The organism is Lentzea sp. NPDC004782, assembly GCF_040609115.1.
Lineage (GTDB): Bacteria > Actinomycetota > Actinomycetes > Mycobacteriales > Pseudonocardiaceae > Lentzea.
In genome coordinates, this window is the sequence record NZ_JBEXJN010000002.1 from 261,480 (window position 1) to 282,482 (window position 21,003).

Genomic DNA, 21,003 nt, shown 5'->3' on the forward strand with positions numbered 1-21,003 from the left:
CGTCAGCTCCCCTTCGCGGGCACGACCTGCAGGTAGATCGTGGTGAGGACGAAGTTGACGAAGAACAGCAACAGGAACGTGATGACCACGGCCTGGTTCACCGCGTCACCCACGCCCTTCGGCCCGCCGGCCGGGTTGAGCCCTCGGTAGGCCGCCACGATGCCCGCGATGAACCCGAAGATCAGCGCCTTGATCTCGCTGATCCACAGGTCCGGCAACTGCGCCAGCGCCGAGAAGCTCGCCAGGTACGCACCGGGCGTGCCGTCCTGCATGATCACGTTGAAGAAGTACCCGCCGAGCACACCGACGACGCTGACCATGCCGTTCAGCAGCACCGACACCAGCATGGCCGCGAGCACCCGAGGCACCACGAGCCGCTGGATCGGGCTCACGCCGAGCACTTCCATGGCGTCGATCTCTTCTCGGATCTTCCGGCTGCCGAGGTCCGCGCAGATCGCGCTGCCGCCCGCACCCGCGATCAACAACGCCGTCACGATCGGACTGGCCTGCTGAATGATCGCCAGCACGCTGGCCGCACCGGTGAACGACTGCGCACCGATCTGCCGGGTCAACGACCCCAGCTGCAACGCGATGACCGCACCGAACGGAATGGACACCAGCGCCGTCGGCAACACCGTCACGCTGACGATGAACCAGCTCTGCTGAATGAACTCCCGCAACTGGAACGGCCGCCGGAACGACGTCCGCACGACGTCGATCCCGAGCTGGCACAACTTCCCGGTCTCCCGCAGCGCTCCCGCGCCGGGAAAAGTCGTCTGCGTGGTCACAGCACACCGCCCTGACGAGGCCAGGGACTGGGCGTGGGCGCCGAAGCGTGCACGTTGTACCGCACCAGATCATCCGGCGTGAGACTCGCGATGATTCCCTGCTGCGCCTCGTACGGCAGCTGGTGAATGATCGACATGACGCGGTCCTTCCGCCGCCTCACCGCGTCCCGGAAAGGCAGTCCGGGCGTCGGCTCCAACTGCGGCACGACACCGCGCATGTCCTCGTCCGGCGACCCGTCCGAGTGCCCGGCGTCCGCGTGCGCCTGCTCGGCGGCCATCGTGGCCTGGTCCTTCTCCTCGGACATGCCGATGGGCCCGAGCCGCCGCCCGTTGAGGAACTGCTCGACGACCGGCTCGTCCGAGGTCAGCAACACCTCACGCGGCCCGAACATGACGAGCTCGCGCCGGAACAACATCCCGAGGTTGTCCGGCACCGTCCGAGCAATGTTGATGTTGTGCGTGACGATCAGGATCGTCGCGTCGATCTGAGCGTTCAAGTCGATCAACAACTGACTCAGGTACGCCGTGCGCACCGGGTCCAACCCGGAGTCGGGTTCGTCGCACAAAATGATCTCGGGATCCAGCACCAGCGCCCTCGCGAGCCCGGCCCGCTTGCGCATACCGCCGGAAATCTCCCCGGGCAGCTTCTTCTCCGCGCCGACGAGACCGACCATCTCCATCTTCTCGAGGACGATCCGCCGAACCTCGGCCTCCGTCTTGCGAGTGTGCTCCCTCAACGGAAAGGCGATGTTGTCGTACAGGTTCATCGACCCGAACAACGCGCCGTCCTGGAACAGCACGCCGAACATCTTCCGAATCTCGTACAACCGGTGCTCAGAACACCGCACGAGATCCGTCCCGTTGATGACGATCTTGCCTTTTTCCGGCTTGAGCAGCCCGACCAGCGACTTCAGGAACACGCTCTTGCCCGTACCCGACGGTCCGAGCATCACGCTGACCTCACCCGGCGGCAGCGTGAGCGTGACGTCCTGCCAGATGGTCTGCTTGCCGAAGGACTTGGTCAGACCCTCGACGACCACCTCGACGCCCATCCGCACCTCCGCACACGCCCAAGACGCCGCGGCGATCGGCGTCACACTGGGGCAACGAGTTCGTTCGCGGCAGGTTACTCACCAGTTGGCCTAACGGCGGTTGCGTTCCGATAACGCCACCGATTCGTAAAGCACAAAACGACCACTTCCGCGCGTTCCGGACGGCACGCGGGGACCCTGCGTACTCATATGCAGTACGCAGGGTCCCCGCGTGCACCTCACAAACACGTGTGGGTGATGTGCGGCACAGGGCGCCGGACATGCAAAACGGGCGTGCACCCCCGTTGTGGGTGCACGCCCGTTCAGGCACTGCGAGGCAGAGCGCGAGCCCCCGGAGGGGCCCAGATCACTTGAGGGTGATCTTGGCGCCGGCGGCCTCGAGCTTCTCCTTGGCGGCGTCGGCGACGTCCTTCGCCACGTTCTCCAGGAGCGGCTTCGGAGCGGACTCGACCAGCTCCTTGGCCTCCTTCAGGCCCAGGCCCGAGACGACCTCGCGGACGACCTTGATGACCTGGATCTTCTTGTCACCGGCGGACTCGAGGACGACGGTGAACTCGTCCTTCTCCTCCTCGGCCGGGGCAGCAGCGCCAGCCGGGCCGGCAACGGCGGCAACGGCGACGGGCGCCGCGGCGGTGACCTCGAAGGTCTCCTCGAACTGCTTCACGAACTCGGACAGCTCCAGGAGGGTCATCTCCTTGAAAGCGTCGAGCAGCTCTTCGGTGCTGAGCTTCGCCATGATCGGCGTTCCTTTCTATCTCCCGCGCGAAAGCGTCGGGTGTGTCTTCGGGTGATCAGCTTTCGGCGGGAGCGTCGGCCTCGGCGGCGGGAGCCGCAGCGGCCTTCTTCTCCTGCAGGGCAGCAGCCAGGCGAGCGACCTGGGAAGCCGGGGCGTTGAACAGACCCGCGGCCTTGGCCAGGTTGCCCTTCATCGCGCCCGCGAGCTTCGCGAGCAGCACCTCACGGCTCTCGAGGTCCGCAATAGCGGTGACCTCGTCGACCGAGAGCGGGCGGCCATCCATGTAGCCGCCCTTGATGACCAGGGCCTTGTTGTCCTTCGCGAAGTCGCGGATCGCCTTGGCGGCGTCGACGGGCTCGCCCTCGACGAACGCGATGGCGGTCGGGCCGGACAGAAGGGCCTCGAGGCCCTCGACGCCGGCGTCCGCGGCGGCCAGCTTGACCAGCGTGTTCTTCGCGACGGTGTACTTGGTGCCCGCGCCGAGAGCGCGACGCAGCGTGGTGAGCTGCGCCATGGAGAGGCCACGGTACTCGGTGACAACCGCTGCCGAGCTGGTGCGGAACTGGTCCGCGAGCTCAGCGACCGCCGTAACCTTGCTGGGCTTCGCCATGATCGCCTCCTCTCTGGGCTGGGGTAGACCGCCAGCCGAGAAGGCTCCGAAACAACAAAAACGCCCACGCGCACAGCAGCACGGGGCGTAACAAGAAGCCAGCCTCGTCCTCCCTGCGCGGGCCGCCCGTGTTGCAACGGGGCCTTCGTTCTCCTCGCGGAGAAAACCAGCGGTCTTCGGTAGAACCACCGATGAGAGTACGCGAGTCGTGTCCACCGAACCAAATCGGCATGATGTGACCTGTGACCGACGAGCCCGGCAAGGACCTCGCGCCCCGCCAGCCGCAGCCCCCTGCCACGCCGATGGACGAGCAGTTCCGTGAGTTCCAGGAGTTCCAGCGCTTTCAGGAGTTCCGGCGCCAACAGGAAGCCACGGGCCAGACGGCACCACAGGGAACGCCGCCGCCTGCGGCACCGCAGGCGGCCCAGCAGCCCTACCCCTCCTACGAGCCCCAGCCCTACCGACCCAGGAACCGCTGGTGGCTCTTCGTGCTCACCAGCCGCCTCTTCTGGCGCATGCTGTTCCTCCTCCTGGTCGTCATCTCGGTCCTCTGGGCCTACAACCACTACTTCGGCACCGACGATCCCGGTGACATCGCCCAGGACAGCGGCGGCGTGACCGGCCCGGCTCAGGGCCTCTCCGCACCGGCAGGGCTGCAGGGCACCGTCGGCATGTTCTACAAGCACGTCTCGTTCGCCGACACGACCCGTGCCTGCACGCTCTTCCTGCGCGACGACACCCGCCAGAAGTTCGCCAACGCCCACAACGCAAGCGATTGCGCGACCGCGGTCAAGTCCCTCAAGAAGCAGGTCACGAGCGTCGACAAGTACCAGCAGGTGATGTTCCCGCCCGAGATGCTCAAGACCCCGACGACCACCAAGGTCACCATCAACTCGTGCGAGCTGACCGTCGAGGGCGGCCCGCGGCTCGGCACGTTCGTCGTCGAGAAGGTCGGCTCCGGCTGGGTCATCACCGACTGGTCGCCCAGCACCTGTGGTTGATTGGGGTGCATGACGAATGCACTGGGGGTGCCGAGCCCCGACAAGGTCGCGTACATGGACGACGTGGCCGCGGTGGCCGTCGACTACAAGCGGCAACTGCTCGACCTGCTGAGGCTGGAGCCCGGTCTCACCGTCCTCGACCTGGGCTGCGGTCCAGGCGCTGATCTCCAGGCCATGGCGGACGCGGTGACCACGTCCGGGCGCGTCGTCGGTGTCGACATCGACCAGAAGATGGTCGACGCCGCGGGCACCCGCTTCCACGACCACCCGCACGTCGAGGTCCGCCTGGGCGACGGCCACGCGCTGCCGTTCGAGGACGCCACCTTCGACCGGGCGAGGATGGACCGCGCGCTGCAGCACGTCGCGGACCCCGCCACCGTCCTGTCCGAACTCCTGCGCGTGCTCAAACCCGGTGGGCTGCTGCGCATCGGCGAGCCGGACTGGGACTCGCTGACCGTCGACGGCGACCTGGAGATGAACCGGGCGTTCAACCGGTTCGTCTGCTCGACGATGGTCCGCAACGCCACGATCGGCCGTCAGCTGGCGCGCCTGGCCCGTGCGGCGGGCTTCGAGGTCGAGGCCGTGCACACCGCGGCTCCGGTGTTCCGCGACTTCGCCCTGGCGGACAAGATCTTCGCCTTCAGCCGCAACACGGAACGGGCGGTCCGCGCCGGCGCGATCGAGCGCGCGGACGGCGAGCGCTGGCTCGCGGAACTGCGAAGCGGCGACTTCACGGCCGCACCGCTGATGTTCCTGCTGGCGGCACGCAAACCGTGGTGAGCCAACGCGAAAGGCCCCCGGTTCGCCGGGGGCCTTTCACTTCAAACCGGTGAGGCTCAGGCCTCGTCCACCAGCATGTTGCGGGTGCGGTTCGGGTCGACCGGGATGCCGGGGCCCATCGTCGTGGAGACGGTGACCTTCTTGACGTACCGGCCCTTGGCCGCGGACGGCTTGGCGCGGAGCACCTCGTCCAGCGCGGCCGCGTAGTTCTCGACCAGCTTCTCGGGGTCGAACGACACCTTGCCGATGACGAAGTGCAGGTTGGCCTGCTTGTCAACGCGGAAGTTGATCTTACCGCCCTTGATGTCGTTCACCGCCTTCGCGACCTCGGGGGTCACGGTGCCGGTCTTGGGGTTCGGCATCAGGCCACGCGGGCCCAGGATGCGGGCGATGCGGCCGACCTTCGCCATCTGGTCGGGGGTCGCGATCGCGGCGTCGAAGTCGAGCCAGCCACCCTGGATGCGCTCGATCAGGTCCTCGGAGCCAACGGCGTCCGCACCGGCGGCCTCGGCCTCGGCGGCCTTGTCACCGGTTGCGAAGACGATCACGCGGGCGGTCTTGCCCGTACCGTGCGGCAGGTTCACGGTGCCGCGGACCATCTGGTCGGCCTTGCGAGGGTCGACGCCGAGGCGGATAGCGACCTCGACGGTGGCGTCCAGCTTCACCTTGGACGTTTCCTTGGCGAGCTTGGCGGCCTCCAGCGGCGAGTACAGCCGCTCCCGGTCCACCAGCTCGGCGGCGGCCTTGTAGGCCTTGCTGCGCTTCATAACTCTGTTCCTAACCGTGGATCAGTTCGTGGTGAATGAGCCGCGCTCGGCTCTCCCACGCTTGCTTGAAAGTTCTTGGTCAGCCTTCGACCGTGATGCCCATGGAACGGGCGGTGCCGGCGATGATCTTCGCGGCCTGGTCGATGTCGTTCGCGTTCAGGTCGACCATCTTGGTCTGCGCGATCTGGCGGACCTGCTCCATGGTCACCTTGGCGACCTTGACGCGGTGCGGCTCGCCGGAGCCCTTCTCGACACCAGCGGCGGCGAGGATGAGTCGCGCGGCCGGCGGGGTCTTCAGCTTGAAGTCGAACGAGCGGTCTTCGTACACGGAGATCTCGACCGGCACGACCTGACCGCGCTGCGACTCGGTCGCGGCGTTGTAGGCCTTGCAGAACTCCATGATGTTGACGCCGTGCTGACCGAGCGCGGGACCAACGGGCGGCGCCGGGTTGGCGGCACCAGCCTTGATCTGCAGCTTGATGATCGCTGACAGCTTCTTCTTCTTGGGTGGCATTGTCCGTACTTCCTGTTATTGCGGTGTCCGCGCGCGGCCCTGCCAGCCGCAGCGTGGCCGATCGGCCCCCTCGCGAGAGGGAACCGCTCAGATCTTGGAGACCTGGCTGAACGACAGCTCGACCGGCGTCTCCCGGCCGAAGATCGACACCAGGACCTTCAGCTTCTGGCCGTCCGCGTTGACCTCGCTGATCGTGGCGGGCAGCGTGGCGAACGGTCCGTCCATGACGGTGACCGACTCGCCGACCTCGAAGTCGACCTCGATGGTCGGCTTCGGAGCGGCCGTCGAAGCGGCCTTCTTGCCCTCCGCGGGCTTCTGCTCGCCCTGCGGGAGGAGGAACTTCAGCACCTCGTCGATGGTGAGCGGCGAGGGCTTGGAGGTGGCTCCGACGAACCCGGTCACGCCCGGCGTGTTGCGGACGGCGCTCCAGGACGCGTCGGTGAGCTCCATGCGGACCAGGATGTAACCGGGCAGCACCTTGCGCTGCACCAGCTTGCGCTGGCCGTTCTTGATCTCGGTGACCTCTTCGGTCGGCACCTCGACCTGGAAGATGTAGTCCTCCATGTCGAGCGTGTGGATACGAGTCTCGAGGTTCGCCTTGACCTTGTTCTCGTAACCGGCGTACGAGTGCACGACGTACCAGTCACCGGGCGCGTGGCGCAGGGCCTGACGCAGCTCTTCGGCGGGGTCGGCGATCTCTTCGTCGATCGGGGTCTCGTCGATGGCGAGAACGTCCACGTCCTCGTCGGCCTCGACGTCCGCGTCGGTGCCCTCGTCCTCGGACTCCACAGCCTCCGACTCGACCGTCTCGTCGACCGCGGTGTCCTCGGACACCTCGTCGTCGGTGAGGTCGGTCAGCTCCTGGGCGTCGACGCCGTTATCGGAGGTCACTGTGGATCTCGCTTCCTGATTGCAGCGGCAGCTGTCCGGCTCAGCCGAACAGCTCGAAAACAGCCGCGCCGAAGCCGAGGTCGAGAGCCCACACCAGCGCAACCATGAAGACCACGAACACCAGCACGACGCCGGTGTAGGTGACGAGCTGCTTGCGCGTCGGCCAGATCACCTTGCGGAGTTCGCCGATGACCTCGCGGAGGTAGCGGAAGAACCGCCCGATCAGCGAGGGACGCTTCTCCTGTCCGTCACGGGTCTTGGTCGGGCGACCCTTCTTCGCGTCCTCGTCCGAGGAGTCGGTCTTGACGACGCTCTTCTTCGACTCAGCGCTGCTGCCGTCCTTGCGGGCGGCCGGGCGAGAGGAGGCACGACGTTCACGCCGCGCCGCAGCAGTGGACGGCCGGACGGCAGCGCCTTCGCGCTCCTCCGGCAGATCCTGCTCGCGGCCCTCGCTCATGCCGTCCTCCACTCCACCCATGACGCTTCGACAGCAGGGGCGACAGGACTTGAACCTGCAACCTGCGGTTTTGGAGACCGCTGCTCTGCCAGTTGAGCTACACCCCTTCGGGATCCACGAGAGACCCCCTGGCCACGCAGGAAGTGTACGGGAGCCAGTCCCGACCACTCCAACCAGACCGCCCAAGCATCTGTCGAGCGGCCTGTCGCACAGCCTACCCATACGAGTGCCGAGAACACGAATCAGGGTCGTACAACTGTGGCCGATCGCATGTGTCAGGAAACACGCACGCGAGCAAATGCGCCGGTCAGGACCGACTTGCCCTCGAAGCTCGCGTTGATGTTGACCTTCACAGTTCCGTCTTCGAAGTCCTTGGTGACCTTCGCGGTCACCTCGACCAGCGCGCCCTCGTCGTCGTTGGGCACCACGACGGGCCGGCCGAACCGGCACCCGTACTCGACGATCGCGCCGGGGTCGCCGACCCACTCCGCGACGATCCGCGACGCCACGGCCATCGTCAGCATGCCGTGCGCGATGACGTCCGGGAGGCCGACGGCCTTCGCGGTCTTCTCGTTCCAGTGGATGGGGTTGAAGTCCAGCGAGGCGCCCGCGTAGCGCACCAGGTCGTCGCGCCTGAGGCGGACGGACAGGGCCGGCAGTTCGGTACCGACAGCTGCGTTGGTCACGCGTCTTCTCCCCTCACGACGAGCATCGACTTGGCGGTGGTGACGAGCTCGCCGTCGACCGTGCTGATCTCGGTCCGCACGGTCACCATGTCGTTGCCCATGCGGGACGTGATGGCGTCGATGTGCGCCACGCTGACGAGCTGGTCGCCCGCGGTGATGGGCCGGTGGTGGACGAAGCTCTGGTCGCCGTGCACGACGCGGCTGTAGTCGAGCTTCAGCTCCGGGTCGAACATGACCGTCTCGTTGGTCTTCATCGACACCACGATCGCGAATGTCGGCGGCGCGATGACGTCCCTGTGCCCCAACGCCTTCGCGGCGTCGGCGTCGCGGTAGGCCGGGCTGGTCGCACCGATGGCGTCGGCGAACTCGCGGATCTTCTCGCGGCTCACGTCGTACGGCTGCGACGGCGGATAACTGCGTCCGATGAAGGCGGGATCGAGAGGCACCCGAGGAGCCTATATGCGACGAGGCCCGCCCCAGATGTGGGACGGGCCTCGTCGAAGACCTGCTACGCGCTCAGCGGGTTTCCTTGTGCGCGCGGTGCGTCTTGCAGTTCGGGCAGAACTTCTTGATCTCCAGGCGGTCCGGGTCGTTGCGCCGGTTCTTCCTGGTGATGTAGTTCCGGTGCTTGCACTCCTCGCACGCGAGGGTGATCTTCGGGCGTACGTCGGTTGCAGCCACGGTCCTTGCCTTCCTGAGAGCTCATGGTCCCCGGCCTCGGAGGAGGCATCCGGTACGGGCTTACCGCCCGGCGGGGTTGGGCAACGAGGTTGCTGCCCGATTCCAGCCCCCACGCCATCAGAGACCTGACGACTGAAGGGGGTCTGGGGGCGAAGCCCCCAGGGAATGTTACTGCGGAGTGAGGAAGGTCCGCGCTCTCCGCGGACACACCTCACCCACTCACGTAGCGGTGGCCGGACTTGAACCGGCGACACAGCGATTATGAGCCGCTTGCTCTACCAACTGAGCTACACCGCTTTACACAACTACAGCCGCAGCGCTCAGCACTGCGGCCAGTAGTGGAGCCCCTTTACGGAATCGAACCGTAGACCTTCTCCTTACCATGGAGACGCTCTGCCGACTGAGCTAAAGGGGCTTGCTCTTTCGTTCTTGCCGAGCGAGGAGAACTCTACAACACGCGTCCACCAAGAACGAAATCCGGGGGTGCCTCTAGTGCACCAAGGTGAGCACCGTCTCATCGCGGGCACCCCTGACCTGCACCGTTCGTGCACGCAGCCACGCCTCGAACCGATCTTCGGACAGCGGCCGCGAGATCAGGTACCCCTGAGCCACGTCGCAGCCCATCCCGACCAACTGGTCGCGAGCGGCGTCGTCCTCCACGCCCTCGGCAACCACGACGAGGCCGAGCGAGTGCCCGAGCTCGACGATCGACCGGACCACGGCCATGTCGCCGAGGTCCGTGCCCATCCCGAGCACGAACGACTTGTCGATCTTCACCTCGTCCACCGGCAGCTGCCGCAGGTACGCCAGTGAGGAGTAGCCGGTGCCGAAGTCGTCGACCGCCAGCACGACACCGATCGCGTGCAGGCGCCGCAGCACCGGCAGAGCGCGCTCGGGATCGGCCATGACGCCCGACTCGGTGAGCTCGAAGGTCAGCAGCCCGGACGGCACGTCGTGGCGCTCCAGCGCCGCCGCCACGCGGTTCGGGAAGTCCTCGTCGCCAAGCGTCCGCACGGACAGGTTGACGGCGATGGACATCCGCAGCCCGCGGTCGAGCCAGCGCCGGACGCGTTCCAGGGCCCTGTCCATCACGAAGTCGGTCAGCACGTCCACGAGACCGGTGGCCTCGACGGCCGGCACGAACTCGTCCGGGTCGACGCGGCCGAACTCCGGATGTGTCCAGCGCACCAGCGCTTCCGCGCCCACGACCTGGCGGGACGGCAGCGCGACCTTCGGCTGGTAGTGCACCGAGATCTGGCCGGTCTCGACGGCCTGGCGGAACTGCGTCACGAGCTGGAAGCGGCGCAGGAAGATCTGGCCCATCGAGGGCGAATAAGCCTTGACCGGGGTGCCCTCCGACGTCGCGCGCACCGCGACGTCGGCGCGCTGCAGCAACGCGTCCGGGTCCAGGTCCTCGGTCTCGGAGTCCGCTTTGGACGCGTAGCCGACGACCGCGGAGGCCTCGACGGTGAGCCGGTCGACCGGGTACGGCACGGAAAGCCCTGCCCGCAACCGTTCGGCCATCTCGTGCGCGGTAGCGGCGCGGGTGTCGTCGAGGAACGCGGCGAACGCGCCACCTTCCAACCGGGCCAGCGGCACGTCGGCGCCGAGGGCGTCGCGCAGCCGGCGTCCGGCGGCGACGACCATCCGGTTTCCCCAGGCCTGGCCCAGCGCGTCGGACACCGTCGACAGGATGTCGAGGTCGATCCGCAGCACCACTCCCCTCTGGGACTCGCGCAGCGGCTCGGCGCACGCTTCGCGGAAGCCGGGCCGGTTCAGCAGACCGGTCAGCGGGTCGTGGTAGGCGTCGTGGCGCAACCGGGCGAGCAGGCGCCGGTTGTCGACGGCCGTCGCGAGGTGCGAGGCCAGCGTCCGCAGCAGCTGGATGTCCGCCTTGCCGAAACCGCGCCAGCGGGACAGCCGGTCGTGCGCCTCGACTGCGCCGAGCAGCTGGGTCGCGCCGCGCAACGGGACGACGAGCGCTTCCTGCGCGTCACGGCGCAGCAGGGCCTCGGTGACGTCCTCGGTCGCGTCGGCCACGCGGTAGTACCGGACGTGCGTGCCGGGCAGCTGCAGGATCGGGTCCTCGCGCACGGCCCGCGGGTCGGTCGCGGTCATCTCGTCGGGCAGCGGTTCGCCGGCGACGAGGGTGATCATGGCTTCCTGCGGGTCGGTGCGCAGGCGCAGCACGACGCGGTTGGCGTTGAGCTGCTCGCGGATGCGTTCCGCGATGAGCTGCCACTCGTCCTCTTCCGCGCCCGTGGTGAGGTCGTCGTCGGGCTGGCGCGGGCCGGTGCCGTGCTGTCCCGACCTCGCGACACGGAGGCTGACCTCGCTCAACGCCTCCAGGTCGCGCTGCTCGCGCAGCAGGCCCGAGTAGGCGAGGTAGGTGGCCACGATGCCCGCGAGCACCAGGACGATCAGGACGCCGCCCCACGCGGTGGTGGAGACGATCTGGTAGCCGACGAGGCCCGCGGAGGTGTTCAGCAGCGCCACGACGAGCGTCTGCAGCACCAGACGGACGCTGTTGCCGACGCGCATCGACTTGCCCATGAGCCGCAACGCGCAGAGGCCCAGCACGCTCGCGAGGAGTGGCACGGTGATGGTGCCGACGAACGCACCCGCCCAGAACGGCCCACCGGCACCGACGATCTTGTTCACGGCCTCGGAGGCGGCGAACGCGACCGAGATCTCCATGAACATCAGGCCGGCGTTGTACACGGCGCGGTCGAGGATCCGCCTGCCCAGCAACGTGCCCACGCCGGCGACCACGTGCGCGGCGAGCACGACCTCGAACGGGGCCACGAGCAGGCCCAGGACCAGCGGGATCTCGGTGAAGGAGATGGTCCACGCGACGCCGCTGCGGACGTCGACGTTGATGGCGAGCTGCTCGGCCAGCAGGAAGCCGACGACGAGCAGCGGGCCGATCCAGAAGAGGGAGGTGGTCTCCCTGTCCGGCAGCCAGGCCGCGACCATGCCCGCGCAGACGACGCCGGCCACCAGGAGGGTGACGGCGAACGCGCTGAACGCGCGGTTGGTCGACTTGGCCGACCAGGCGGCCGAGTCCGACACGGGGGCCGACGCTCGGTCGGACATCCAGCCTCCTCGTCGGCCTGGGGTGGGGGAACCTCAAGGCGTGACTGAGGGGTCCCGCACTTGGCGATCAGGACCCCTCCAGGGGCACCAATGTACCCCGCTCGGGGGACGAAATGGCAGGTCGAGCACCCCTAGTGACGTCGATTCACCCAGACGTGGTTACACACTCAGCCACCCTCGGAGCACTGTCACGGCCTGCCCGGAGAGCAGTACGCGATCTTGGGTGAGGGTCGCGCGCACGAACCCCCCGCGCGGTGACGCCTGCTCCGCCAGCAGGTCAGCGCGCTGCAGCCGCGGCACCCAATAGGACGCGAGCGTGCAGTGCGCCGAACCGGTGACGGGGTCCTCCGGGATTCCGGCCCGCGGGTAGAAGCACCGGCTCACGACATCCGCTTCACCGTCGCCAGTCGCCGTGACGATTACTCCGCGTGACGAAATCTGTGTCAGTCCTTGGACATCAGGTCGCAAGGAACGGACTTCCGCGGCGTCGGCCACCTCGACCAGATAATCGAAGCGCCCGCGCGACACGGACTTGATCGTCGCATGTGGCAGCGCTTCCGCTAGTCCGATTGGCGGGTCAGTCAACTCTGGCGGGTCCGCCGGGAAGTCCATCCGGACCCATCCGTCGTCGTTGACGCATGTGAGGACTCCGCTACGCGTCGTGAACTTCTGCTCCCCGCCCAGCACGTGCGCGGTGGCCAGGGTGGCGTGCCCGCACAAGTCGACTTCGACCGTCGGGGTGAACCACCGGAGGTGGTTGTCGGGGGTGACGAACGCCGTCTCGGCGTGCTTCATCTCGGCGGCGACGGCCTGCATCCAGGCGTCGTCACGGGGTTCCGTCAGGAGCACGACACCGGCCGGGTTGCCCGCGAAGGGCCGGTCGGTGAACGAATCCACCACGTAGATCTCCACGCCTGTGACCCTGCCATGTTCAGATGGGGCGTGGCCGACCTCTTTTCCTACCGCGAGACGGACCCGGACTCACTGCTCCCGACCTGGGGGGCACTGCGCACCCACGGTCTGACCTGGCAACCCGGCTGGGACCTGCCCGCGTTGCTCGACGAGTGGGAAACCCGGCTCACCGGCGTGGACGACCCGGACACCGCGGCGATCGTGACGCTGCCGAGCCACGAGACCACCGACGCGCTTCCGCTGATCCGCCACGGCTTCGCGCCGTTGGTCGTGATCGCCGAACGCCGCGCCGGGCACGTCGTCGCACAGCGCCCGTCCGACGTGCACGTCCGTCCCGCGACGCACGCGGACCTCGACGTCGCGGTCGAGCTCAACCTCGGCACCATCAGGTACGACGAGGCCTTCGGGATGGTGTCCGAACGCCCCAACAGCGCGCAGCACCTGCGGGCCTCGCTGGCCGACGTGCTGGACCGCCCCACCGAGTCGATGTGGCTCGCGGTCCGCGGCGACACGCCCGTCGGCATGGTTTACGTCGACATGCCGGAGGACGCGTTGTGGATCGAGCGGTACGCGCGCGCCCACCCGTTCGCGTACATCGGCCACCTCGGCGTACGGCCCGATGCCCGCCGCACGGGCGCGGGCAGCGCACTCGTGGCGCACGTGCACGCCCTCCTGGACGGTTCCGGAGTGGCGTCGACGCTGCTCCACCACGCCCTGCCGAACCCGCGCTCGACGCCGTTCTGGTACTCGCACGGGTACCGGCCGAGCTGGACGCTTTGGGTTCGTCGCCCGGCCCTGAGATCGTGACCGCGCGGCTCTCCCGGCGTGTCTTCGCGACCCGAACGGCCTAGTGGCGCATGATCTACCCGTTCACACAAGCGAAGAACCCAAACGACACCGTACTTGTGGAACGAATCCGGCCTCTATTTCGACAAAGGGGTAGCGGATTCGGACACCACATCCTGGGGGGTCGAGATGGAACTCAGCGGAAGAGCAAGGTCGATGCTGCGGGCCGTCGAGGCGGGCCGTGCCGAGGTCACCGGCGGCACGGAGCCCGAGCTGTACGTCGACGGGCTGCCCTGCTGCGACCAGATGGCGACGCACGACCTCGTGCACGCGGGACTGCTGCGCCCCGCGCAGCCCACCTCGTTCGGCCGGCGTGTCTGCGCCGAGCTGACCGACGACGGCCGGGCGGCTCTCGCCGCCAGTTGATCGGCGTGTTGACCGCCCAATGATCGAACATGTGTTCGACATGGGGTATGCTGCGCGCTGAGGCCGGCACGCAAGAGAGAGGAAGCTCTTGCGCGCCGGCTTCAACCTCGTTCAGGCCACCTTCTGCTGCGTGGCCACGTTGACCCGGTTCCAGAGGTTGATCGCGCCGATGGCGATCGTGAGGCCCGCGAGCTGGTCCTCGGTGTAGTGCTTCGCGGCCTCGTTCCACACGTCGTCGCTGACGTGCACGCGCGTCATCTCCTCAGCGAGCGCGAACCCCGCCTTCTCCGCGTCCGTGTAGTACGGCACGTCCCTCCAGCCGGCGACGGCGTAGATCTTCTCGTCCGCCACCTTCGCCTCGCGCAACAGCTTGGTGTGGTAGTCGATGCACATGCCGCAGCCGTTCACGATGCTGACGCGCAGGCAGATCAGCTCCACGTAGTCCTTGTCCAGCCCCGTCTTCCCGGCCGCCGCGGACAGGTCGAGCAAGGCCTTCATCGCGCCGGGCACGGACATGATCGGGTTGGCGATCCTCATCTTCGTTCTCCCTGTCTTCATCGTCTTCTGCCCTCTCGACCCGACGGGCGACGCGTGTGTGACAGGTTCCTCGAAGATTTTTTCTACGCGGCCAGTCCCTGGCCGAGACCGCCGTCGACGGCCAGCTCGGCGCCGGTGGTGAAGGTGGCGTCGAACGCCAGGAAGAGCACCGCGTCGGCGACTTCATCCATCGTGCCGTGCCGCTTGAGCGGTGTCCTCTCGTCGCCCTGCTCCTTGAACGCGTCCAGAACCTCTTGCGGCACACCGGTCACACCCATCGACGGCGTGTCGATGAAGCCCGGGCTGACCACGTTGACCCGGACGTTCCCCGGCGCCAGCTCCGCGGCGAGCCCTCGCGCGAACGCCCGGACCGCCGCCTTCGCGCCCGCGTAGACGCTCAGACCGGGCGTGCCCAGGACGGTGGCGACGCTCGTGGTGAAGACGATCGAGCCGCCTTCCCCGATGAGCGGCGCCAGGTGCTGGGCCGTGAAGAACGCACCCTTGGTGTTCACGTCGAACGTGCGGTCGTAGTCGGCCTCGCTGGTCGAGTCGAACGGCGTGAGAGTGGAGAAGCCGACGTTGATGAACAACAGGTCGATCTGGCGGAACCGTTGCGCCACTTCGGCTTTGAGCTCGGCGATGTCGTCGGGGCTCGTCACGTCGGACGCGACGGCGTGCGCCTTCAGCCCCTCGGCCTGCCGCACGGTGCGGCCGGTCAGCACGACCTCGACACCGTTCGCGACCAGCTTCTCCACCGTCGCGCGACCCATGCCGTGCGTACCGCCGATGACGACGGCCTTCTTCCCCAGGTGCTTCACTTCCGGATCTCCTCGATGACGCTCGCCACGCTGTGCGCGCCGTGACCGTTGCGTTGGGCGCGCTGGAACAGCTCGTGCAGTGCCTGCGGAACCGTGACGTCGAGACCTTGTTCCGCACTGGCGCGGATGAGCAGGCGCAACCCTTCGACGTTGATGTCCAATGCGGACACTTCCGTCTCGTAGTCCCCGCTCCGGGTCTGCTCCCCCAGCCTGGGCAGGAAGGTGTTCACGGTGGCGAGCCAGTCGGTGGCCAGCGGCGTGAACTGCCGCGGCGTGATCCCGGCGGTCTGGACGAGCGCCTGCGCCTGCAGGAATCCGCCGAACACCGACCACATGATCCCGAGCAGGGCCAGGTCGTACAGGGCGGGCAGACCGGCGTCCTCGCCCAGGTGGACGGGTTCGCCGAACGCCTGCAGGACGTGGTGCTCCTGCCGTCCGCCGTACAGGATCCGCGCCTGCTCGGTGCCGATCTGCTGCGGCACAGCCATGATCACGCCGTCGACGTACTCGACGCCGTTCTCCTCCGCCCACCGCGCGGTGGCGCGGGCTTCCTCCGGCGTACCGGACGTCAGGTTGACGAGCGTCTTCACGGCCTTGGTGAGCAGCGGCCGCTGAGCGTCGTAAGTGGACAGACAGGTGACGACCACGTCCGCCTCGAACGCCTCTTCCGTTGTCGCGACCCGGTTCGTGTTCGGCGGAGCCGACTTGTCCGACCGGTTCCAGACGGTGACCTCGTAGCCCTCGTTGACCAGGGCGGTGGCGAGCGCGCTGCCCATCCGCCCCAGGCCGAGCACGCTCACGGTTTTCTTGATCCCCATGCGGGAAATGCTCGTTCGGCCACTGTCGAAGCGACAAGTACCTACTATTTTGTCAGGTACCCACCTTTCGGTAAGGATCCAGCATGTTGCCTCGGAAGTACTCCTGCGGCCTGGACGCGGCGATCGACGTGATCGGCGGCCGCTGGAAGGTCCTGATCCTCTGGGCGCTGCACCACGGCCCGCTGCGCACCGGCGAGCTGCGCCGGTCCGTGTCGGGCATCAGCGAGAAGATGCTCATCCAGGTGCTGCGTGAGATGGAGGCCGACGAGCTCGTGCACCGCGAGGTGTTCCACGAGGTCCCGCCACGCGTCGAGTACTCGTTGACCCCGCTCGGGGTGCGGCTGAACGAGGCGCTGCTGCCGTTGGGCGACTGGGGCGAGGACAACATGCAGGCGATCGCGCGCCGCCGCGGCGTGGAACCCGCGCCGCGGCACTGAGCAGCGTTACCGCTCCAGATAGACGACCGTCGCGTCGTCGGAAACCTTCTTGCGCGGCCAATCGACGGCCTTGGCGTCTTCCTTTTCGACCGCCCGCATTTTGCGGATCAGATCGTCCGGCCCGTTCGCCGCCATCAGTTCGAGCGCCTGACGCCAATCGAAGAGATTGAACAGATCGACCGCCCGCGCGGCACCATCGGACAGGATCGCGACGCGCCGCACCTCCTGCAGCGGGATTTCCCCGGTGAGCGCGTGCTCAACGTCCGCGAGGTTCGCACCGGCCGTGCGGTTGGTCGAGGTGTCGCTCACGACGTGCAACTGCTGCTTGGTGTCGATCACCACGGTGGCGTCGCCCAGCACGAGGTACCGCAGCACGTCTCCGGAGACCTGGACGAGTCCCACCGTCGCGCTGGGGCTGTCGGGATGATCGAGATCGCAGCTGCCGGAGTGCAGCTCGCGGGTCTGCGTGATGGCCTCTGCCAGCGCCGGAGCCGGTCCGAGGTGCGCGAACCGCAGCAGTTCCGCGGCGAGCTGGTCGGCGAACCAGCCGACGCCGTGCACGCAGCCGTTCTCCGGCTTGGCCGTCACGCCGTCCAGCACGGCGAGCAGGTTCGGGCCCACGAGCGCGCGGTCCTCGCTCGGCGCGGTCGATCTACCGGCCTCGGTCGCCATCTGCGTGCGCACGGAGTCCCCCTCTGCACCAACGGCCGCTGTACGACGATGGGCCTCTGACCAGCTCGGTCAGAGGCCCATCGTTGCTGTGGCGGGTAGAGGATTCGAACCTCTGTAGCTTTCGCGACGGATTTACAGACCGCCACCAGAGGCGCCTCTGACCTGCCAAAACTCTTGTCTGGGCCTGTACCTCGGTACGTCCTCGGTACAGCGGGCACTCTAGCTTGCCGGTCAGGCTGACGGCGGCCCGATGATCTCAACTTCGCTGGGCGCCACGGACTCGTCGAAGTCTGCGCCCACGTCGATCGTCAGCACCGCCTCACCAACCTGTTCAGCCACCTCAACATCGATGCCGACGACGGCCCCGGTCTGCCCGGCAAGTGGCCCAGCCACGACGCGAACCCTCGTGCCGTGCGGGAACGTACGCCTAGCCGTGTCTACGTCCATCCCGCGGACGCTACGACCCGCATGAGTCGACGGCCATCACTCGATCGCGTGGACGCCAAGACAAGAACTGCTGTAGCCGGAGGGGGTGAACCAATGCCACACCGAATCGCCGGCGGCTACCCCGTCCCCTCAAAGTCCGTAACTGCCGTAACTGCCGTAACCATGCAGGTCAGGCGGTTACGGATGAGTCTGGGCATCCGTAACCGCCTACGGATAGCCGTACCCGGTTACGGGCCCGATCGGCTATCCGTAACCGCCTGACCAGGGAGGTTACGGCAGTTACGGCAGTTACGGACTTGAGAGGAAAGGACCCCCGCCCACTAGACCAATCCCCCTCCGGCTACAGCACTCATGCTGGTAATGACAAGTTCAGCACCAGCACTAGTCAACGCGACTTCGCGGGTCTCGTCCTTTGCATAGCCGACCGAACGCACACCAGCCCGCTTACAAGCTTCGATATCAGTTAGCGCATCCCCAATGAGGACAGAGTCTTCCGGCCTCAAGGAAAATGCTTCGACCGCGCGCAGCAACGGTTCTGGATTCGGTTTCATACGCGAGGGTTCCGCATAGGCCCGACCGACCACCAACTCGACTTGAGCGGTAAGGCCGTGTGCAGACAGATACTTCTCGACCGCCCCAGCAGAGTTGTTGCTTACGATCGCGACACGTTGCCCTCGGCTGCGAGCAGCCTGGATTGCCTCCGTTGAAAAGGGTGTCGGCGCGGCTGTTTCTACCGCTTTCCGTTCCGCATCGGACAAGCGGTCCTCCACCTGTGCCGTCAGACCCGGTTCATTGGCGCCCGTCCACCGCAGGACCTCCATCGGGTCGGTCTCGCTCGCAACCTCGGACGTCAACTCAACGTTCTGGCCCAATAGGTACTGCAGCAGCTCACCCGCGATCGTCGGAGCAGGGTAGCCAGCAAAGACACTGCAAACCGGGCCGTCGAAGTCAAACAACACAGCGCTTGCCCGGTGCAACAACTCGTACGAGTCAGTCACGTGCATACTCCTGCGCAATTGTGTTCCAGAGCGAGTCAAACCACGTTCGAGCCTGCGATACATACTCAGATGCCGTTGATGTGTCATCCTCAGCACTTACCGAATACTGGAAGAGGGTTGCATCCTTGCCCATCGGGTCATAGATCGGCACCGCTTCACCGTTGATCGATACGGAGTGTTCAACAACCGGGTAGAAGCCAAAGAAAGCTTCCTCGTTGTTCAGAATATACAGCTTGAACACTGGTGCGACCCCGTGAACGCGAACCTGAGCGGTTGCAGACTTCACCAGCCCAAGATCTGCCAGTTCCTGCACCTCGTCAACGATGCTCTCAATGGCTCGCCTAGTAATGCGCGCTTGTCGCTTCCGGACGTCAGGGTCATCCTTTCCCGTATCTGCCCGGCATGGCAACGCCATAGGAACTGCCATGTCAGAAACCATGATCCGAACCGCAATTGATTCCGGCGTCAAACGACCGGCACGCACCTTGTCGAGCACCTCAGACAGCGTGTTGCGCAACGTTTCACTGCCAAACCCGGCAAAGTCAATTGACACATGGTTTCGCTCGAATGCTGCTTCGACATGCGGCCTTAGTCCGACAGGACGCTCCGTCTGGGCGCGCACAAACGTGCCGCTGCCCTGACGGCTAACGATCAGGCGTTCACCGGCAAGCACTCGAAGCGCCGCCTTCACCGTTTCCCGTGCGACGCCGTACCTCGCCGCAAGCTCAGGCTGCGAAGGCAGCTTGTCACCAGGCTGGAGCTTCCGCGTCAAGATCGCCGCACGAAGCTTGTTCGCGATCTGCTGTGACTCCGTACGCGGGTCATCGGGGTCCAGGTCGTCCAGGTAGTCGAGCGCATCCATGCGGACGAGGATACAGGGCCTGACTAGCCAAGACAGTCTTTGTTCAGCCAACCGCTTGACATGACTAGCCATGTAGGCCAAGCTCATCCTCAGTCACCACCTGACTAGCCAGGTGAGTCAAGCTGAAGGAGAGCACCAGGTGTACAGGAACCAGGAGGTCGCGACGTTCAGCCCGGACGGGCTGGACGAGGACGCGATCGACGTGTTGATCGCGGAGGTGGACGCGGAGCTGGCGGACATGCCGGTTCCGACGTCGCGGTTGCTGGACGGCGTTGCGGCGGTGCGCTGGGAGCGCCGGGTGGCGCGCAAGCTGACTGGTCGCACCGTGCGGGTATTGCGCGTTCAGGCCACGGCCGTTCCGTCCGGGACGGAGGCCGCGTGATGGGGCGCGGGTCGAGCCGTCGTGTGGACGGTAAGCCGGAGACCCCGGCGGAGACGAGGTTCTTCGACCTGCGTGAGTCGGGGTACCGCGGGCCGATCGACCAGGACGGGAACGTGGTGACCTCGGGTCGGGCGTTCGAGATCTTGCAGCACCTCGACCAGTCGTCGCAGGGGCAGTGATGGCGGGCAAGACGTTCCCCTGGACGACCGCGCTGGTGCCGTGGGCCGACGGCCCGCAGTACACCCGCGGCGTGCATGACGGTTTGCCGTTGCTGTCGTTCGGCTGCGCGCCGCGGGACAAGCTCGCAACGTACCGGCAGTTGCGGGCGATGGGCTTGCGTCCCAACGGTTGCGACCCGGTGGCCGTGCTGTACGGCAGGCACAACCGGTCGGGCAAGACGTGGTTCGCGTCGCTGTACCTGATCGCGAACGCCGCGCCGGTGCGGCCGATGACGCCGGCGAAGTGGACCGCGTTGGCCAAGGCCAACCTCGCACGCCGCATCTGCTGCACCTGCGGCAAGGACCCGCTGTACGTGGTTCCGACCAGCACCCACCAGTGCTGGAAGTGCTTTGAAGCCAACGAAAACGAGCAGAACGGACAGGCCGCGTGAAGATCCGCCTTGAGGGAACGCCCCAGGAGATCGAGCAGGCCGTTACGGCGCTGCGCGAGGTGTTCGAGGTGCAGGAGGTCAGCGGCTTCTACAAGAACCGCGGGCAATCGGTCCTGGGCCGCGTGTACGTCACCGTGCAGCTCCTCGCGCGCAGGGTCGTCCATGCCGAGGCGACGCGCATCACCCCCGGCAAGCCCAGCGTCGGTCGCCGCACGCGCAAGGAACTGGAGAACTGATCA

Annotated in this window: 29 protein-coding genes and 3 tRNA genes; 9 read left to right on the forward strand and 23 right to left on the reverse strand. The window is 66.8% G+C overall.

All coding sequences use genetic code 11. The annotated features are described in order from the left end of the window. Positions 1-2: 2 nt before the first annotated feature. The 4 genes from ABZV40_RS02950 to rplJ form a co-directional block, all read right to left on the reverse strand. A complete protein-coding gene (locus ABZV40_RS02950) occupies positions 3-788 on the reverse strand; it encodes an ABC transporter permease (RefSeq protein ID WP_355434788.1) in 786 nt (261 codons plus the stop codon). Then, entirely contained in the window at positions 785-1,840 is a 1,056-nt protein-coding gene (locus tag ABZV40_RS02955; RefSeq protein ID WP_355434791.1) for an ABC transporter ATP-binding protein, read from the reverse strand. The genes ABZV40_RS02950 and ABZV40_RS02955 overlap by 4 nt, the downstream gene beginning before the upstream one ends. A gap of 346 nt (positions 1,841-2,186) precedes the next feature. Beyond that, on the reverse strand, positions 2,187-2,576 hold the full coding sequence (gene rplL, locus ABZV40_RS02960) for a 50S ribosomal protein L7/L12 (protein ID WP_355434794.1): 390 nt from the start codon (positions 2,574-2,576) through the stop codon (positions 2,187-2,189). Positions 2,577-2,631: 55 nt separating this feature from the next. Further along, positions 2,632-3,186 (reverse strand): 50S ribosomal protein L10, encoded by a 555-nt coding sequence (gene rplJ, locus ABZV40_RS02965; RefSeq protein ID WP_355434797.1) that lies wholly within the window; start codon positions 3,184-3,186, stop codon positions 2,632-2,634. Between the two features lie 242 nt (positions 3,187-3,428). On the opposite strand from rplJ, the gene ABZV40_RS02970 reads away from it, so the two are divergent. Beyond that, a complete protein-coding gene (locus ABZV40_RS02970) occupies positions 3,429-4,187 on the forward strand; it encodes a hypothetical protein (protein ID WP_355434800.1) in 759 nt (252 codons plus the stop codon). Positions 4,188-4,196: 9 nt separating this feature from the next. After that, positions 4,197-4,967 (forward strand): methyltransferase domain-containing protein, encoded by a 771-nt coding sequence (locus ABZV40_RS02975; RefSeq protein WP_355434803.1) that lies wholly within the window; start codon positions 4,197-4,199, stop codon positions 4,965-4,967. Between the two features lie 56 nt (positions 4,968-5,023). On the opposite strand, the gene rplA is transcribed toward ABZV40_RS02975, so the two are convergent. The 12 genes from rplA to ABZV40_RS03035 all read right to left on the reverse strand — a co-directional run bounded on the left by rplA (position 5,024) and on the right by ABZV40_RS03035 (position 12,971). After that, positions 5,024-5,734 carry a 50S ribosomal protein L1 gene (gene rplA, locus ABZV40_RS02980; protein ID WP_109628839.1) on the reverse strand — a complete coding sequence of 237 codons (711 nt, stop codon included), beginning with the start codon at positions 5,732-5,734 and terminating at the stop codon, positions 5,024-5,026. 79 nt (positions 5,735-5,813) lie between these two features. Continuing rightward, positions 5,814-6,248 (reverse strand): 50S ribosomal protein L11, encoded by a 435-nt coding sequence (rplK, locus tag ABZV40_RS02985; RefSeq protein WP_030473500.1) that lies wholly within the window; start codon positions 6,246-6,248, stop codon positions 5,814-5,816. 87 nt (positions 6,249-6,335) lie between these two features. Continuing rightward, a complete protein-coding gene (nusG, locus tag ABZV40_RS02990) occupies positions 6,336-7,139 on the reverse strand; it encodes a transcription termination/antitermination protein NusG (RefSeq protein ID WP_355434807.1) in 804 nt (267 codons plus the stop codon). 40 nt (positions 7,140-7,179) lie between these two features. Then, positions 7,180-7,596: a preprotein translocase subunit SecE gene (gene secE / locus ABZV40_RS02995; protein WP_355434810.1), complete on the reverse strand. Its 417-nt coding sequence runs from the start codon at positions 7,594-7,596 to the stop codon at positions 7,180-7,182. Positions 7,597-7,630: 34 nt separating this feature from the next. Beyond that, a tRNA-Trp gene (locus ABZV40_RS03000) sits at positions 7,631-7,703 on the reverse strand. Between the two features lie 168 nt (positions 7,704-7,871). After that, a complete protein-coding gene (locus tag ABZV40_RS03005; protein ID WP_355434813.1) occupies positions 7,872-8,282 on the reverse strand; it encodes a MaoC/PaaZ C-terminal domain-containing protein in 411 nt (136 codons plus the stop codon). Then, complete coding sequence (locus ABZV40_RS03010) at positions 8,279-8,728, reverse strand: MaoC family dehydratase N-terminal domain-containing protein (protein WP_355434816.1); 450 nt, start codon at positions 8,726-8,728, stop codon at positions 8,279-8,281. The genes ABZV40_RS03005 and ABZV40_RS03010 overlap by 4 nt, the downstream gene beginning before the upstream one ends. A 70-nt stretch (positions 8,729-8,798) precedes the next feature. After that, positions 8,799-8,963, reverse strand: coding sequence for a 50S ribosomal protein L33 (rpmG, locus tag ABZV40_RS03015; RefSeq protein ID WP_015105301.1), 165 nt, complete (start codon positions 8,961-8,963; stop codon positions 8,799-8,801). Between the two features lie 224 nt (positions 8,964-9,187). Beyond that, positions 9,188-9,260: transfer RNA gene (locus tag ABZV40_RS03020), tRNA-Met, on the reverse strand. A 42-nt stretch (positions 9,261-9,302) separates the two neighbouring features. Beyond that, a tRNA-Thr gene (locus tag ABZV40_RS03025) sits at positions 9,303-9,378 on the reverse strand. Between the two features lie 74 nt (positions 9,379-9,452). Continuing rightward, on the reverse strand, positions 9,453-12,059 hold the full coding sequence (locus ABZV40_RS03030) for an EAL domain-containing protein (protein WP_355434819.1): 2,607 nt from the start codon (positions 12,057-12,059) through the stop codon (positions 9,453-9,455). A 159-nt stretch (positions 12,060-12,218) separates the two neighbouring features. Beyond that, the gene (locus tag ABZV40_RS03035; RefSeq protein WP_355434822.1) at positions 12,219-12,971 is read right to left on the reverse strand and encodes a PhzF family phenazine biosynthesis protein; all 753 of its coding nucleotides are present in this window, start codon (positions 12,969-12,971) and stop codon (positions 12,219-12,221) included. A 15-nt stretch (positions 12,972-12,986) separates the two neighbouring features. Here ABZV40_RS03035 and ABZV40_RS03040 point away from each other — a divergent pair, with 15 nt between their 5' ends. Together ABZV40_RS03040 and ABZV40_RS03045 are read left to right on the forward strand one after the other, a co-directional pair. Further along, on the forward strand, positions 12,987-13,778 hold the full coding sequence (locus ABZV40_RS03040) for a GNAT family N-acetyltransferase (protein ID WP_355434825.1): 792 nt from the start codon (positions 12,987-12,989) through the stop codon (positions 13,776-13,778). A gap of 195 nt (positions 13,779-13,973) precedes the next feature. Continuing rightward, entirely contained in the window at positions 13,974-14,183 is a 210-nt protein-coding gene (locus ABZV40_RS03045; RefSeq protein WP_355434828.1) for a hypothetical protein, read from the forward strand. A 111-nt stretch (positions 14,184-14,294) separates the two neighbouring features. On the opposite strand, the gene ABZV40_RS03050 is transcribed toward ABZV40_RS03045, so the two are convergent. From ABZV40_RS03050 to ABZV40_RS03060, 3 genes are all read right to left on the reverse strand, one after another. Next, complete coding sequence (locus ABZV40_RS03050; protein WP_355434831.1) at positions 14,295-14,720, reverse strand: carboxymuconolactone decarboxylase family protein; 426 nt, start codon at positions 14,718-14,720, stop codon at positions 14,295-14,297. Positions 14,721-14,803: 83 nt separating this feature from the next. Next, positions 14,804-15,538 carry an SDR family oxidoreductase gene (locus ABZV40_RS03055; RefSeq protein WP_355434835.1) on the reverse strand — a complete coding sequence of 245 codons (735 nt, stop codon included), beginning with the start codon at positions 15,536-15,538 and terminating at the stop codon, positions 14,804-14,806. Beyond that, positions 15,535-16,356 carry an NAD(P)-binding domain-containing protein gene (locus tag ABZV40_RS03060; protein ID WP_355434838.1) on the reverse strand — a complete coding sequence of 274 codons (822 nt, stop codon included), beginning with the start codon at positions 16,354-16,356 and terminating at the stop codon, positions 15,535-15,537. Before ABZV40_RS03060 ends, ABZV40_RS03055 begins: the two co-directional genes overlap by 4 nt. An 83-nt stretch (positions 16,357-16,439) precedes the next feature. Here ABZV40_RS03060 and ABZV40_RS03065 point away from each other — a divergent pair, with 83 nt between their 5' ends. Continuing rightward, on the forward strand, positions 16,440-16,793 hold the full coding sequence (locus ABZV40_RS03065; protein WP_355434841.1) for a helix-turn-helix domain-containing protein: 354 nt from the start codon (positions 16,440-16,442) through the stop codon (positions 16,791-16,793). A 6-nt stretch (positions 16,794-16,799) separates the two neighbouring features. Here ABZV40_RS03065 and ABZV40_RS03070 read toward each other — a convergent pair whose 3' ends face one another. From ABZV40_RS03070 to ABZV40_RS03085, 4 genes are all read right to left on the reverse strand, one after another. Continuing rightward, entirely contained in the window at positions 16,800-17,465 is a 666-nt protein-coding gene (locus tag ABZV40_RS03070) for a protein phosphatase 2C domain-containing protein (protein WP_355434844.1), read from the reverse strand. A gap of 231 nt (positions 17,466-17,696) precedes the next feature. After that, a complete protein-coding gene (locus tag ABZV40_RS03075) occupies positions 17,697-17,912 on the reverse strand; it encodes a KOW motif-containing protein (protein WP_355434847.1) in 216 nt (71 codons plus the stop codon). Between the two features lie 320 nt (positions 17,913-18,232). Next, positions 18,233-18,910, reverse strand: coding sequence for an HAD family phosphatase (locus ABZV40_RS03080; RefSeq protein WP_355434850.1), 678 nt, complete (start codon positions 18,908-18,910; stop codon positions 18,233-18,235). After that, on the reverse strand, positions 18,903-19,772 hold the full coding sequence (locus ABZV40_RS03085) for a GntR family transcriptional regulator (protein ID WP_355434853.1): 870 nt from the start codon (positions 19,770-19,772) through the stop codon (positions 18,903-18,905). Before ABZV40_RS03085 ends, ABZV40_RS03080 begins: the two co-directional genes overlap by 8 nt. Positions 19,773-19,911: 139 nt before the next feature. Here ABZV40_RS03085 and ABZV40_RS03090 point away from each other — a divergent pair, with 139 nt between their 5' ends. From ABZV40_RS03090 to ABZV40_RS03105, 4 genes are read left to right on the forward strand one after another with little or no spacing between them, the layout of a single operon-like run. Further along, complete coding sequence (locus ABZV40_RS03090) at positions 19,912-20,154, forward strand: hypothetical protein (RefSeq protein ID WP_355434856.1); 243 nt, start codon at positions 19,912-19,914, stop codon at positions 20,152-20,154. Then, a complete protein-coding gene (locus ABZV40_RS03095; protein ID WP_355434860.1) occupies positions 20,154-20,333 on the forward strand; it encodes a hypothetical protein in 180 nt (59 codons plus the stop codon). The genes ABZV40_RS03090 and ABZV40_RS03095 overlap by 1 nt, the downstream gene beginning before the upstream one ends. Then, a complete protein-coding gene (locus ABZV40_RS03100; RefSeq protein ID WP_355434863.1) occupies positions 20,333-20,764 on the forward strand; it encodes an RRQRL motif-containing zinc-binding protein in 432 nt (143 codons plus the stop codon). Before ABZV40_RS03095 ends, ABZV40_RS03100 begins: the two co-directional genes overlap by 1 nt. Beyond that, a complete protein-coding gene (locus ABZV40_RS03105) occupies positions 20,761-21,000 on the forward strand; it encodes a DUF3970 family protein (RefSeq protein WP_355434866.1) in 240 nt (79 codons plus the stop codon). The genes ABZV40_RS03100 and ABZV40_RS03105 overlap by 4 nt, the downstream gene beginning before the upstream one ends. The last annotated feature ends 3 nt before the right edge of the window (positions 21,001-21,003 follow it).